Raw genomic sequence first — 13845 nt, forward strand, 5'->3', positions numbered from 1 at the left:
CTACGTGAGCAGGGCGGCTTCGGTCAGTACCAGCGCCATCGCGGACTCGGCGGCGCCGATGGCGGGACCGCTGGAGCCGAGGGCGGCGGGGACGACCGGGGGCAGGTCGTCACGGCGCCAGGCCATCGCGCCGCCGGCGACGCCCGCGTGCAGGGCCGGCCCGGCCACGTCGAGGAGGTCGACGCCCAGGCCGCCGAGGGTGACGACGGCCGGGTCGACGGCGTTGAGCAGCGCGCCGATGCCCCGGCCCAGCGCAGCCGCGACGCTCCGGCAGGCGGCGCCCGCGTCCGGGTCGCCGTCACGGGCGGCGGCGATCGTCCGCTCCGCGAACGCCCGCGGGTCCGCCGGGGCCCGCACGCCCAGGTGCCGGGCCATGGCACGGCCGTCGACGTCGAGGTCCCAGCAGCCGTACGCGCCGCACGGGCACCGCCGCGCCGGGTCGCCGAACGGCAGGTGCCCGAACTCGCCACCCGCGCCCGCCGTGCCCAGCACCGGCCGGCCGTCGACGATGAGCACACCGCCGACCCCGACCTCGACCGTCAGGTGCAGCGCCACGTCGATGCCGCTCGCGGCACCGCGCAACGCCTCGGCCACCCCGGCCAGCGACGCGTCGTTGCCGACCGTGATGGGCAGCGGCGTCAGGACGCTGAGGTCGACGCCGCGCCAGCGCAGGCTCGTCGCCTCGACCAGCGTGCGACCGTGGACGGTGCCGGGCACCGCGACCCCGACCGCCCGCAGCCGGGGCCCGGCGATCCGGTCGAGCGCGTCCCGTACCAGCGGAAGGACGGCGTCGGCGGGCTGGCCCAGGTGCCGGTGGGCGGGCGCCTCGGCGAGCACGCCACCGATGGCCGCGGTCGTCACCGTCCAGGTCGCATGGCTGATGTCGACGACGGCGACGAGCGGCCCGTCCGGGTGCGGGACCAGCGTCGCCGTCGGCCGGCCACGCCCTCCGGTCTGCGGCGCGGGCGCCTCCGCGAGCAGTCGCGCCGCCCGCAACCGGCCCATGATCCCGGCCGCCGACCCGCTGCTGAGCCCCAGCCGCGCCGCCGCCTCCGCCCGCGTGATCCCCGGCGTCCGGTGCGCACACCGCAGCATCGCCAGCGCCCCCTGCGCCCGCAACGTCTCCGCGCGATGGTCCATCGGTGCAGATCCTGCCTGTCGTACAATATGCTCGCTGGACGAGTTTAAAGGAGGCGCCATGTCGGTGCTCGGCGTGCTGGCCGGAATCCTGACCACGGGGTGCTGGCTGCCGCAGCTCGCCCGGTCCTGGAAAACCAGATCGGTCGGCGACATCTCGTGGGTGTACCTGCTGGCCCTCGCATCGGGTGTCGTGCTCTGGGTGGTGTACGGCGCGACCCAGGGCGACCTGCCCATCGTGCTCACCAACGCGGCGACCGGGACTGCGCTGGTCGCCCTCGCCGTGATGAAGGCCCGCTACCGCCGGGGCGCGCCCGTTTCCCGGCCCGGCAGCCTGGCATGACCTCGGCTCGGAGGTTTTCGTGACCCGTCTCGGACGCTTTTCGTGACCCGTCTTGGAGGTTTCTCGTGATTCCGGTGAAGGCTGTGTTGCTGGACATGGACGGCACGCTCGTCGACTCCGACGCCGCCGTCGAACGCGCCTGGCACCGCTGGGCCGCTGAGCACTCGGTCCCGATCGAGGTCCTCGCCCCGATGCTGCACGGCAACCCGGCCGCGACCACGATCCGCGTCGTCCGCCCCGACCTCGACGACGCGGCCGTCGCGGTGGCCGCCCAGCGGAACCTGGACCTGCAGTACGACGACCTCTCCGACGTCGTCGCCACGCCCGGCGCGGCCCGGCTGCTGCAGACCCTGGACGAGCTCGCCCTGCCATGGGCGGTGGTGACCAGCGCGGACCGCCGGCTCGCCACGGTCCGGCTGCACGCGGCGGGTCTCGCCGCCACCCGCCTCGTCACCGTCGAGGACACGCTGCGCGGCAAGCCCGACCCTGCCCCGTACCTGGCCGGCGCCTCCCTGCTCGGCGTCGACCCGAAGGACTGCCTCGTCGTCGAGGACTCCCAGCCGGGCATCGACGCCGGCCACGCCGCCGGGATGCGCGTGGCGGCGCTGCGTGGCCTCTCCGCCGACCTGGAGATCCGCGACCTCGCCGACCTCGCCGACCGCCTCACCCACTGACCCTCCAGCCCGCGCTTGCCCTCTCCGCGCCTGTCGGCCGTCAGGCCGCCGTTTCCTCGCAGCAGCTCGGTCGCGCGGCGAACAGGTCGGCCCCGCCCTGTCTGACAGCCGGGCCGCGACCTGTTCATCCACCTGCTTGTCCCGTTCCTCTCGGCGGCGATCTGCTCATGTGGCGGCCCGTGCACCTGCCTGCCCCGGACCGCCACCTGCTCCGGCGTGTACCTGCCTGCCCCGGACCGCCACCTGCTCCGGCGTGTACCTGCTCGCTCCGGACCGCCACCTGTTCCGGCGTGTCCAGCTGCTCGCTCCGGACCGCCGCCTGTTCCGGCGTGTCCAGCTGCTCGCTCCGAACCGTCGCCTGTTCCGGCGTGTCCAGCTGCTCGCTCCGAACCGCCACTTGCTCCGGCGTGCGTAGCGCCAACTCGAAAGGCGCCTGCCCCATCTGCCAAGGCCTCGGCACCATCCACACCGACCTCGCCGAGCTGCTCGCTCCGGACCGCCGCCATCGGCCTCGGCTACCTCACCCTCGACCGCGACACCAGCACCTGTTCCGGCGTGTACCTGCTCGCTCCGGCCCCTCGTGTCCGCGGGCGGCTACACCTGCTCGTGCACCGGGCCGCTGCGCAGGGTCCGCAAGGTCGGCACCGCGCTCGCCGAGACCGCGAGCAGCAGGCACAGCCCGACGACCCCGCCGACCACGGACCACGGCACCACCAGGTCGACCGGGGCGCCGACCTGCTCGGCCAGCCCTGCCCTGATGCTCAGCAGCGCGAAGAACGCGACGCCACCGCCGAGCACCGCGCCGATCAGCACCACGAGCGCCGACTCGGCCGTGACGAGCCGCAGCACCTGCCGGCGCGTCGCCCCCGCCAGCCGCACCGCCCGCAGGTCGGCCGCCCGGCCCGAGGCCGCCATGAGCAGGGTGTTGGCGACGGCGATCGCACCGTACCCAGCCGACACGGCGATCAGCAGCACCGTGAACATCCACACCAGCCGGTCCTCGGCGCTGTCCTGCTCGGCCGCCCACGTGCCCACGTCGACGAGCCTCGCCCCGGACCCCGCCGGCACCTCGACCCGGTCCCGGACGAACACCGCCGATGTCAGCGCCGACGGGTCATGCGCCCGCACGACGCCGCGAGGCAGGATCATGTCACCGGGGATCGAGCCGTCGGAGATCACGGCAACGACCCGCAGCGACACCACCGTCCCGTCGGCGAACATCACCGGGTACACCGCCGGAACCCCACCCTGCACCCCGCCGTGCGCAGGCCCGGACGCGGTCGCCGCCGCGGAGCCCGGCCCGGCCACGGCACCCGGCGGAGAAGCGGAGCCCGCCACCGTCGAGCCGGCGGTGCCCGGCGCTGAACCGGTCGCGTTCGTGCTTGCGGTGCCGGTCGTGGTCGTGCCGGCGGTGCCCGGCGCTGAGCCCGTCGAGGCCGCGCCGCTCGGTGGGCCGGCAGAACCCGTCCCGGCCGCAGGGCCTGGACCGGGCGTGGAGCCATTTCCCGAAGCCGAGCCTGGACCGGGCGTGGAGCCTTGCCCGGACGCCGAGCCTGGACCGGGTGTGGAGCCATTCCCGGACGCGGGGCCCTGCCCGGACGCCGAGGCCGCCGCCGAAACGGTGAGCGCGACCGTGTCATCCCCGCGCAGGTCGGCGAGCGCGCCGCTGAGCACCTCGAGGCGCCGGTTGACCGCGGCGAACGCGGCCGGATCCACCCCGAACGCGGTCCGTGTCACCTGCTCCCCGGCCGGATCCTGCCCGGACGGCACGAACACCGTCGCCGGCAGCACCTCCGCGCCCGGCACCGCCGCCACCGCGGCGTCCGACAGGCCCGGGGCCCGGTCCGGCGCGACGACCCAGCCCGCGTCCACCCTGGCGGAGCGTCCCGCCGCGTACGCCCCGGTCGACGTGCGGACCATGCCGGACACCAGGACCGCGAACGCGACCGTCAGCAGCACCGGCGCCGCGGTGGACGCCGTGCGCCGGGCCGCGGTCAGCGCGCTGCCCCGGACCAGCATGCCGATGGCGCCACCCCGCGACGGCAGCGGCGAGCGCAGCAGCCGGACCACCGGACCGACCACCGCCGGTGCCAGGACGGCCACGCCGCTGACGAGGGCCATCATGCTGTACAGCGCGAAGGTCGCCGAATGCTGCGCGTCACCGGACGTCGCGGTGCCCACGGCGAGCGCGGCGCCCCCGGCGAACAGCACGAGTCCGGTGACCCAGCGGGCAGGACCCATCGGCCGCTGCTCGACCGCCGCCTCCCGCAACGCCTCGACCGGCCGCACCCTGGCCGCGCGCCGCGCCGCCGACCAGGCGCCGATCAGCGCCACGACCGGACCGGCGGTGAGTGCCACGAGGACCGGCCAGAGCACGAACCGCACCCTGAACGTCGCCGGCTCGAACCCCGCCTCGACCAGCGCCCAGCCCAGCGGTGTCGCGCAGGCGGCCCCGGCGAGCAGCCCGACGACGGATCCCGCGGCGCCGACGGCGACGGCCTCGCCCTGCACCGTCCGCCGGATCTGGCGGGGCGTGGCACCGACGGCGCGCAGCAGCCCGAACTCCCGCCGCCGCTGCGCCACCGCGAACGCGAACGTCGACGCCACCACGAACACCGTGACGAACCCGGACAGCGCTGCCACCGCCGTCAGCACCTGCATCCCGATCCACCGCATGCGGGCGTCGTCACGCGGCTCCAGCGCGCCGCGCTCGTCGCCGGTCAGGACCCGGGCACCGCCGCCGGCGACGGTCTGCGCCGCTTCCGCCACCGCCGCGGGGTCTGCGCCGGGCCGCAGCACGAGCCCGATGGTGTCGACGCCGGGGGCGAGCGCCGCCGCGACCTCGTCCGTGACGTGGAAGCCGGGCGCGTCGACGGTGCCGCTCACCGTGTACGGCGCGGGCCCCGACGCCGTCAGCAACATCACCGTGTCGCCGGGCGACAGGCCCAGTCCACGGTCGACGACGACCTGCCCGGCGGCGGTCGGCGCCGCACCCGCCGTCAGGCGCAGCCCGCCGAGCATCGCGCTGGACCAGCCGTGCCCCTCGCGGGCGTCCTGCCGCCGGCCGTCGGCCGCGTAGGGGCGGCCGTCGATGACCGCCTGGACGTAGAACGTGCGGTCGGGGACGGCGGCGGCGACGCCGGGGATCGCGGCGAGCCGCCCGGCGACGTCAGCGGCCGTGCCCGACGACCACGGCACCGGCGGCGGGAACGAGTCCGCCGGAGCCGCCGCCGGTCTGGTGCGGACGACCACCGCGGCATCCGCCAGCCGCTCGGGGACCTCGGGGCGGCCTGACGCATACAACAACGTGGCCGCCGAAAGCAGCGCGATCCCGACCGCGACGGCCACGAACGCGCCCCCGAACCGTCGCACGGTCCGCACGACCGCGCCGCGCCGCCCCTCGCCGCCACCTGCGGTCGGCGTGACCGGGCCGTGCCGCCCGTCACCGCCGCCTTCGATCCGCGTGACCGCGGCGCGCCGCCCCTCACCGTCGCCCATGGTCAGCATGACGGCCCCGCGACACCGGCCTCGACAGCGGCGGTCCGGGCGGCGACGGCCTCGGCCGTGATCCCCTCGCGGAGCTCGTCGACGACCCGCCCGTCGGCGAGGATCACCACCCGGTCCGCCCACGCGGCGGCGACCGGGTCGTGCGTCACCATCACCACCGTCTGCCCGTGCTCGTCGACGAGGGCTCGCAGCAGCGTCAGCACCTGCCGGGACGTGGCACTGTCGAGGGCGCCGGTCGGCTCGTCGGCGAACACGACCGCGGGCCGGCTGATCAGCGCCCGGGCGAGCGCGACCCGCTGCTGCTCGCCGCCGGACAGCTCGCTCGGCCGGTGCGCGGCGCGGCCGGCCAGCCCGACGGCGGCCAGCGCGGCCGCCACGTCACCGGCGGCCGGTCGCCGCCCCGCGAGCCGCTGCGGCAACGCCACATTCTGCGCCGCGGTCAGCGTCGACACCAGATTGAACGCCTGGAACACGAAGCCGATGCGGTCGCGGCGCAGGCGGGTCAGCGCGTCCTCGTCGAGGTCGTCGAGGCGGGTCCCGTCGACCGTGACCGTCCCGGACGCCGGCCGGTCCAGGCCCGCCGCGCAGTGCAGGAGTGTCGACTTGCCAGAACCGGACGGCCCCATCACCGCCGTGAACGTCCCCCGGTCGAACCCCACCGTCACGCCCGCGAGAGCCGTCACCTGTCGTGTGCCGAGGCCATACACGGCCCGCACATCGTCGAGTAGCACCGTCGGTGTCGTCATGCCACAGACACTGCCGCCTGCGCGGGTGCGGCCGCGTCAGACTCAGGTCGTTCGATCGGGTCCTGCTTGAGTAGGACCTCCAGCGCCGAATCACCGATTCGTCATACTCAAGAATGACCCCCCGGGGTCGACCTGGGTAGGACGCGCCCCGGCCCCACCTGCCGCTACCGTCGACGACGTGAGTGAACTGCTGCTGACCCGCCGGCTCAGGCCCGTCGACCTGTATGTGGTCGACGCGCTCCTCGCCGTCGTGGCCGGCGCGGCCCTGTGCGCCTATGCGGCACTGGAGTCGCCCGAGAGCGGCAGTCTCGTCGAGCCGACCTGGGTTTCGGTCGTGACGGGTCTCGCGATCGGGCTGCCGCTCGCCGTCCGGCGCCGCTTCCCGGTCGCGGTCGCGATCTCGGTCAGCGTCACCACCACGATCGCCCTCGCGACGGGCATCATTCCGAACTTTGCGGCCGCGGCCCCGTCCGCCTCGCTCGCGCTCGCCTTCTACACGCTCGCCGTCGCGACCCCGCCACGCTGGTCGCTGCCCGTCGCCGCCGGCTGCCTCACGGCCGTCGTCGCCGCGCTCGCCGCGACCGGCGGCAACCTCTGGTCAGGTGCCTTCGCCGTGGCGTATGGGGCGGTCATGACCATGCCGGGCTGGCTCATCGGCTGGACGTTGCGGGAGCGGCGGGCACACGCCGCGCGGCGCAGCGAGCAGGTGACCCGGCAGGCGGTCGCCGAGGAGCGGCTGCGGATCGCGCGGGAGCTGCACGACATCGTCGCCCACACGATGAGCCTCATCGTGGTCAAGGCCGCCGTCGGCAACCACGTCGCAGAGGCCAGCCCGCAGGAGGCCCGCGACGCCCTGCGGGTGATCGAGGCGACCGGCCGGGGCGCCCTGCTGGAGATGCGGCGGGCCCTGGGCATGCTGCGCGACGACACGCCATATGCGCCGGCGCCGGGCCTCGCCGAGCTGCCCGCGCTGGCCGAGCAGGCGTCGTTCGCCGACGTCGACGCGCGCCTGGAGGTCACCGGGACCGTGCCGCAGGAGCAGGTCCCGGAGTCGGTGGGGCTCGCGGTGTACCGCATCGTGCAGGAATCCCTGACGAACGTGGTGAAGCACGCCGCGCCCGCCACCTGCCGTGTCGAGGTCATGATCGGCCCGGCCGAGGTCCGTGTCGAGGTCACCGACGACGGCCGCCGCCCGGTCCGCGCCCAGGGCGCCGGGCACGGCCTCATCGGCATGCGCGAGCGGGTCAGCGCCCACGGCGGCACCTTCACCGCCGCACCCCGCCCGGGCGGTGGATACGCGGTGACGGCCACGCTGCCCTACACCCCGGTCGAGGTGCCGGCATGACCCGGGCGCGGACTGCCGCCGTGAGCGGGCTCCGAAGTCCCGCCGCAGGTTGTGCACGGGCCAGCGAGCCGGACCGGCCAAGGGCCAGCGCGGTGGCTCGGGCGGACGACGGCGCGCTGCACCGGGCAAGGGCCAGCGGGTTGGACGGGTGAGGGAGCAGTGCGGTGGACGGTGTCGGGGACGGCGGGGGGTGATGGTGTGATCAAGGTGCTGATCGCGGATGACCAGGCGTTGCTGCGTGGGAGTTTCCGGGTGCTGGTGGACCTGAGCGAGGACTGCACGACCGTCGGCGAGGCCGGCAACGGGGTGGAGGCGGTCGCGCTCGTGGAGCGGCACCGGCCCGACGTGGTGCTCATGGACGTGCGGATGCCGTTGCTGGACGGGATCGAGGCGACCCGGCGGATCTGTGCCGACCCGGCGACGGCGGCGACGAGGGTGCTGATCCTGACCACGTTCGACCTGGACGAGTACGTCTACGGGGCGTTGCGGGCGGGAGCGAGCGGGTTCCTGCTCAAGGACACGCCGCCGGTGGAGCTGCTGGCGGCGATCCGGGTCGTCGCGGCGGGGGAGGGGCTGCTGGCGCCGTCGGTGACGCGGCGGCTGATCGGGGAGTTCGCGCGGCGGCCCGCCGAGGTGGCGCCGACGCACCGGCGGCTCGACGGGATCACGGGGCGGGAACGGGAGGTGCTCACGCTGATCGCGCGCGGTCTGTCCAATGTGGAGATCGCGGGCCGGCTCAACCTGAGCCTGGCGACCGTGAAGACCCACGTCAGCCGGCTGCTGGCGAAGCTGGAGGTGCGGGACAGGGCGCAGCTGGTGATCGTCGCGTACGAGACAGGCCTCGTCACGGTCGCGCAGTAAGCGGCAGGGGCATGGCCGTGCGCGGCGCGGCAGGGCGCGGGGTGGAGGTCAGGGGACAGCGGTGAAGAACTCGTAAGCGATGCCGTCCGGATCGAGGATGTAGACGCCGCGGCCGCCGCCGAGGTGGTTGATCTGGTGGTCGATGAGGCGGGGCGCCGAGCCCCACTCGAGACCGGCCCGCGCGGCGTAGGTGAGCGCCCCGTCGAACACGGCGTCGTCGACGAGGAACGCATAGTGGCCCGGTCGGGCCCCGGACCGGTCGTCGAAGTCGAGGGTGAGGTCGGCGTTGACCCGTACCGGCGCGAAGGGACCGGCGGGAGCGGCCGCCGGGACGCCGAGGAGGCCGGCGAGCAGCGACGCGGCGCGATGGCGGTCGGCGACCGGGACGATGGTGTGGTTGAGCACGACGGTCATGACGCTCCCTGGGACTCGGCGAGGCGGACGAGGTAGGCGGCGAAGCGGCGGGCGTCGGCGGCGGGCCAGTCGGCGACCATGCGCGCGAACGTCTGCGCCTGCCACGCGCGTGCGGCCGCGAGCAGGTCCTCGCCGGCCGGGGTGAGGTCGAGCGAGGTGCGCCGCGCGTCCTGCGCCGACATGGTCTTCGTGACGAGCCCGGCGGCGACGCTCGCGGCCACCATCCGGCTGGCGTTGGACCGGTCCAGCCCGAGCTCGACCGCGACGGCGCCGATCTGCGCGGGCCGTCCGGCGGAGACGGCCTCCAGGACCAGGACGTGTGCGACGTCGCCGCCCTCGTCCTGGCTGATCCCGGCCGCCCACCGGCGTGACCAGAACCGGACCAGCCGGAACAGTGCCGGCCCTCCCGCGTCCACAATATCCGTGCGCATCGCACAGATATTACGTGCGATGCGCACGGATCCGCAATGCCGGTTCGGGCGGCGCAATCGGCCGCAGGTTCGATGATTTTTTCCGGTCCGCGGTGCGATGATGACCATGCGGATCGGACTCACGGGGCAGCGTGGGAGGCGGCGTGCTGGTCAGGGACGTCATGGCGGCCTATCCGGCCTATGTTCGGCTGGGCGCGACCATCCGGCGGGCGGCCGAGGTGGTCAGCGTGTCCGAGGTCGGTCATCTCATGGTCCTCGACCACGACGGGAAGTTCGTCGGGTCGGTGTCCGAGGAGGACCTGGTCCGGGCCATGCTGCCCGGGTTCGACGACGTGACCGAGGCCGGGGGCACGCTCGCCGACGCGTTCCGGCTGTTCCTGGAGCGGGGCCGCGCCCTCGCCGACCGGGTCATCGACCCCCTGGTCGTGCGGGACACGGCGACCGTGCGGCCGACCGACGAGCTGGCCCGGGCCGCGATCGTCATGCTCGACCGGGGGATCCGGCGGCTGCCCGTCGTCGACGACGGTGCCCTTGTCGGCACCGTGTCGCGGGCCGATCTGTGTCGCGCGGTGATCTACCATTCCTGACCTGCGGCTGATCATCACCGACCGGCACACCCGGCAGACCGGCGAGCGGGTCTGCGCGCTGCCGGCCACCCTCGGCCGGGACGGCGGCGCCGCCGCGGTCGTGCTGGAGGACCGCGACATCTCCCGCCGGCACGCCCGGCTCGAGCTGGCCGGCGACGACCTGCTGCTGACGGATCTGGGCAGCACCAACGGCACGTTCGTCAACGACGAACGCGTCACCCGCAGGGTCCTGGTCCCCGGCGACCGGCTGCGGATCGGGCGGTTCGAGCTCGCATGGGCGTTCGTCGACCCCGACGCGACCGCGCTGATCGACCCCGGCGAGCTGACCGCGCTGCGGCCGGTCGCGGCGCCCGGTGTCGCCGCGCGGCGGGTCGTGCAGGCCGCCGAGCTGCACAACCGGCGGGTGGGGCACGAGCTCGACGGCTTCCTGTCGCTCGCACACGGGTTCCTGCCCGCCGAGCCGCCGCTGCTGGCGTTCCCGGGGTCGCACCGGGCCTGGGACGACATGACCGCGCAGCTGCCGGAGCTGTTCCGGCGGCTGGCGGTGCGCCGCGCGTTCGACGCCATGCCCGTGCTCGACGCGCGGCCCGAGGCGCTGCCCGACCGGTACCTGCTGCGCGCCTCCACCCTGCTCGGCGTCTTCGCGCACGCGTACCAGTACATGGCGATCGACCCTCCGGCCGCGCTCCCGGAGTCGCTGCTGCGGCCGTGGACGACCGTGTCCCGGCGGCTCGGCAAGCAGCTGCCCGCAGTGTCGTACATCGACCTCTTCTTCTACAACTGGCGGCTGCGCGACCCGGCGGGCCCGAGGGCCCTTCCCAACATGGAGCTGCTCGTCCCGACCTGGGACAACGCGGCGGAGCGGGTCTTCTACCTGGTCACGACCGAGTTCGCGATGGGGCTCACGCCGGTGCTCGGCGCGATGGTCGACGCGCAGGAGGCCGCGGTCGCCGACGACCCGGCGGGTGTGGAGCGGGCGCTGCTCACCATCCTGGACCGGTTGCAGCACGTCACACAGGCCGTGTACCCGCAGATCGACCCGAACCCGCGCGCCCGCCATCCGCTGGACCAGGTGCTGTGGGCGAAGACGGTCGGCACCGCCGGCGTGCCGATCTTCGACGGCGCGCCGAGCCCGAGCGGCACCGCCCAGCCGCAGATCCACGCCCTCGACGCGTTCCTGGAGCGCCGCGAGTACGGCTCGCTCGTCGGGCAGCAGAGCACCTACCTCGCCGGTTTCTTCCCGCGGCACTGGCAGGAGCTCGTCGCCGCGCTGCGTGAGGTGTCGGTGCGGCAGTACGTCGAGGACACCCGCAACAGCACCCTGCGCGGCGTGTACAACGCGATGCTCGACGCCTACGTCGGCGACCGCGGCTGGATGGGGTTGCACCGCATCAAGGCGTACGGCTTCCTCGAGGTCGCCTTCAAGGTCGGCCGGCAGGTGACGACCGGCGCCCGCTTCACCGGCCTGTTCAAGGACCGCACCTGGGACAAGGTCGACCACGAGCTCGCCACGGTCCGCGACGAGCGCCGGCCGCCGGTCGGGCCGCCGGTCGTCTTCGGCACGACCAGGCGCGGCAGGACCGTCACCGGGGATGGCGGCGCCTGGACCTGCTACGTCGAGCTCGACGTGACCGGGCTGGGCGTGCACCACCTGCCCGGCGACCGGGTCGGGGTGCTCGCCGAGCACGACGACGAGCTCGTGCGCCGCACGACGGCCGCGCTGCAGGCGACCGGCGACGAGCTGGTGCCCCTGACGCCGCAGTGGCAGACGTCGGTCTCCTGCCGGGAGGGGTACGGCGACGTCGACGTGCTGCCTCTGCGGACTCTGCTGCGGTTCGCGAAGCTGCGCCCCATCGGCCGGGACGTCGCCAAGCGCCTGGCCCGGCTGAGCGCGGCCGGCTCCTGGCAGCGGGTCGTGGACGCCCGCATGGAGGACCAGTGGGAGCTGTGGGACGTGCTCAACCTGCTGCACGCCGGTGGGTACGACGTCACCCGGCTCTGGAAGGCCGACCCGGGCGCCGGCGACGCGTTCTGCGCGGTGATCCCGCCGGAGCCGTTCCGGCTGTACTCGATCGCGTCCGCGCCGCCGCCCGGCCGCCCCGCGACGACCCTCCGGCTGGTGGTCGCCGGCCTGGACTACACGTCGGCGCGCACGCCGTGGTCGTACCCGCGGCCCCGGCGCGGCGCCGCCTCGCATTTCCTGCGCCGGGCCGCCGCCGAGGGCCGCCAGCGTCTCGCCCTGCAGGTCGTGCCGACGCCACGGTTCCGGCTGCCGGCGGATCCGGCACGCCCGGTCCTCATGTTCGCCGCCGGCTCCGGCATCGCCCCGTTCCTGTCCTTCGTCGCGGCCCGGACCGGTCCCGGCGAGCACCGGCTGTACTGGGGCGTCCGCTCGCCGGCGGAGTTCGTGGAGCACCCCGACCTCGACGCGGCCGCCGCCGCGGGCCGGCTGCGGCTGTCGGTCGCGTTCTCCCGCGCCGACCACGCGGTCACCTTCGACGGCCGCCGGCACACCGTCCAGGATGGGCAGCGCCGGCACGTCGACGACGCCGTCCGGGCCGAGGCCGGCGCCCTGTGGGACCTGCTGCGCCCGGTCGAGGAGGGCGGCCGCGGCGCGCACGTGTACGTCTGCGGCAGCGCCCCCTTCGCCGTCGCGGTGATCCGGGCCCTGACCGACATCGTGCCCGGCGGGGCCGCCGCGGGCCGCGAGTTCCTGCGCCGGCTCGTCGCCGAGGGCCGGCTCGGTGAGGACGTGTTCACCACGTACCTCGGCCACGCCCAGCAGGGCCCGCGCTTCGAGGTGTCCGACCTGGCGGTGCACAACACGCCGGAGACGGGCTACTGGATGGCGGTCGGCGGCGCGGTCCTCGACGTCACCGAGTTCCTGCACCTGCACGTCGGCGGGCCGCACATCGTGCGGAACCACACGGGCCTCGACGCGACGGTGGCGTACCGCACGGTGCTGCACCACGCGCACGCCGAGATCGACGCGCAACTGGCGATGTACCAGATCGGGCACCTGCGCCGGCTGCGGTTCGGCGCCCGCTGGGGCGTCGTGCTCACCGAGGACGGCCTGCACAGCCTGCCGCTGGAGGAGCTGTTCAAGACCTGGGTGCGGTTCGTGTACCTGGTGTGCGGCATGGAGAACGCCCTGGCCGCCGACCACGGCTTCACGTCGGCGGTCGCGACCCACGGCGAGAACCCGGCCGAACTGACGCCGTTCAAGGCCCAGTACGTCGTCGAGGCCCACCGCCGGTTCCTGGTCAGCTACCTGGACGGCCTGCTGCACGAGGACCTGCGGCTGCTGTGGCTGCGCACCGCCGGCTTCTGCGACCCGCACACCGACCTGCGCGCCTTCGACGCCGCACTGGCCGCCCTGTCGTCCACAGTGGACGCCCGGCTGGTCCGGCACAGCGTACCGGCGGTGAAGGCGCTGCTGCTGTCCGGCGACGAACCGGGGCGCGTCGCCGCCCTCTGCCGCGCCTACGTCCACGCCGACGCCCAGCTGCTGCGCGACCTGAAACACGCCGTCCTGGAGGGCGTGCGCGCCTTCGAGGCCCACGAGTCCGAGGTCGTCGAGCGTTCGGCCGACGTCCTGCTGTACGCGGCCCACCGGCCCCTCACGGTCGTCGCCGCCTACCACCAACGCCTCGCCGAACTGACCCGCGGCCACGGCATCACGTCCGTGGACGCCGCCGACCAGCCGATCCCGGACGACAAGGGCCTGCCCGGCCACGGCGGGCCGCTGGACCTGCCGGCCGGAAAATACGCGGCGGGCCGCGCCGCGGATGGGTAGCGTG

General features: G+C 74.8%; 11 protein-coding genes. 6 read left to right on the forward strand and 5 right to left on the reverse strand.

Annotated elements, in window-relative coordinates; genetic code table 11:
* Complete coding sequence (locus ACZ6TV_RS23935) at positions 1-1140, reverse strand: ROK family protein (protein ID WP_465299454.1); 1140 nt, start codon at positions 1138-1140, stop codon at positions 1-3.
* A 58-nt stretch (positions 1141-1198) separates the two neighbouring features.
* Between ACZ6TV_RS23935 and ACZ6TV_RS23940 the strand changes: the two genes are divergently transcribed.
* Entirely contained in the window at positions 1199-1480 is a 282-nt protein-coding gene (locus ACZ6TV_RS23940) for a SemiSWEET family sugar transporter (protein ID WP_465299455.1), read from the forward strand.
* A 74-nt stretch (positions 1481-1554) separates the two neighbouring features.
* Positions 1555-2154 carry an HAD-IA family hydrolase gene (locus tag ACZ6TV_RS23945; protein WP_465299456.1) on the forward strand — a complete coding sequence of 200 codons (600 nt, stop codon included), beginning with the start codon at positions 1555-1557 and terminating at the stop codon, positions 2152-2154.
* Positions 2155-2748: 594 nt separating this feature from the next.
* Here the strand turns inward: ACZ6TV_RS23945 and ACZ6TV_RS23950 are convergent.
* Entirely contained in the window at positions 2749-5652 is a 2904-nt protein-coding gene (locus ACZ6TV_RS23950) for an ABC transporter permease (protein ID WP_465299457.1), read from the reverse strand.
* A gap of 2 nt (positions 5653-5654) precedes the next feature.
* The gene (locus ACZ6TV_RS23955; RefSeq protein WP_465299458.1) at positions 5655-6407 is read right to left on the reverse strand and encodes an ABC transporter ATP-binding protein; all 753 of its coding nucleotides are present in this window, start codon (positions 6405-6407) and stop codon (positions 5655-5657) included.
* Between the two features lie 178 nt (positions 6408-6585).
* On the opposite strand from ACZ6TV_RS23955, the gene ACZ6TV_RS23960 reads away from it, so the two are divergent.
* Both ACZ6TV_RS23960 and ACZ6TV_RS23965 read left to right on the forward strand, forming a co-directional pair.
* Entirely contained in the window at positions 6586-7752 is a 1167-nt protein-coding gene (locus ACZ6TV_RS23960) for a sensor histidine kinase (RefSeq protein ID WP_465299459.1), read from the forward strand.
* Between the two features lie 198 nt (positions 7753-7950).
* Complete coding sequence (locus tag ACZ6TV_RS23965) at positions 7951-8613, forward strand: response regulator (protein ID WP_465299460.1); 663 nt, start codon at positions 7951-7953, stop codon at positions 8611-8613.
* A gap of 48 nt (positions 8614-8661) precedes the next feature.
* On the opposite strand, the gene ACZ6TV_RS23970 is transcribed toward ACZ6TV_RS23965, so the two are convergent.
* Both ACZ6TV_RS23970 and ACZ6TV_RS23975 read right to left on the reverse strand, forming a co-directional pair.
* A complete protein-coding gene (locus ACZ6TV_RS23970; RefSeq protein ID WP_465299461.1) occupies positions 8662-9027 on the reverse strand; it encodes a VOC family protein in 366 nt (121 codons plus the stop codon).
* Positions 9024-9458: a MarR family winged helix-turn-helix transcriptional regulator gene (locus ACZ6TV_RS23975; protein WP_465299462.1), complete on the reverse strand. Its 435-nt coding sequence runs from the start codon at positions 9456-9458 to the stop codon at positions 9024-9026. Before ACZ6TV_RS23975 ends, ACZ6TV_RS23970 begins: the two co-directional genes overlap by 4 nt.
* A gap of 143 nt (positions 9459-9601) precedes the next feature.
* On the opposite strand from ACZ6TV_RS23975, the gene ACZ6TV_RS23980 reads away from it, so the two are divergent.
* Together ACZ6TV_RS23980 and ACZ6TV_RS23985 are read left to right on the forward strand one after the other, a co-directional pair.
* Positions 9602-10045: a CBS domain-containing protein gene (locus tag ACZ6TV_RS23980; RefSeq protein WP_354781153.1), complete on the forward strand. Its 444-nt coding sequence runs from the start codon at positions 9602-9604 to the stop codon at positions 10043-10045.
* A gap of 58 nt (positions 10046-10103) precedes the next feature.
* A complete protein-coding gene (locus tag ACZ6TV_RS23985) occupies positions 10104-13841 on the forward strand; it encodes an FHA domain-containing protein (protein WP_465299582.1) in 3738 nt (1245 codons plus the stop codon).
* The last annotated feature ends 4 nt before the right edge of the window (positions 13842-13845 follow it).

It is taken from the genome of Dactylosporangium sp. NPDC051087 (assembly GCF_055586325.1).

Bases quoted from the DNA above. Each gene is read 5' to 3' on its own strand.
- ACZ6TV_RS23935 (WP_465299454.1), bottom strand. From the start codon at position 1,140: ATGGACCATCGCGCGGAGACGTTGCGGGCGCAGGGGGCGCTGGCGATG.
- ACZ6TV_RS23940 (WP_465299455.1), top strand. From the start codon at position 1,199: ATGTCGGTGCTCGGCGTGCTGGCCGGAATCCTGACCACGGGGTGCTGG.
- ACZ6TV_RS23950 (WP_465299457.1), bottom strand. From the start codon at position 5,652: ATGGGCGACGGTGAGGGGCGGCGCGCCGCGGTCACGCGGATCGAAGGC.
- ACZ6TV_RS23955 (WP_465299458.1), bottom strand. From the start codon at position 6,407: ATGACGACACCGACGGTGCTACTCGACGATGTGCGGGCCGTGTATGGC.
- ACZ6TV_RS23970 (WP_465299461.1), bottom strand. From the start codon at position 9,027: ATGACCGTCGTGCTCAACCACACCATCGTCCCGGTCGCCGACCGCCAT.
- ACZ6TV_RS23975 (WP_465299462.1), bottom strand. From the start codon at position 9,458: ATGCGCACGGATATTGTGGACGCGGGAGGGCCGGCACTGTTCCGGCTG.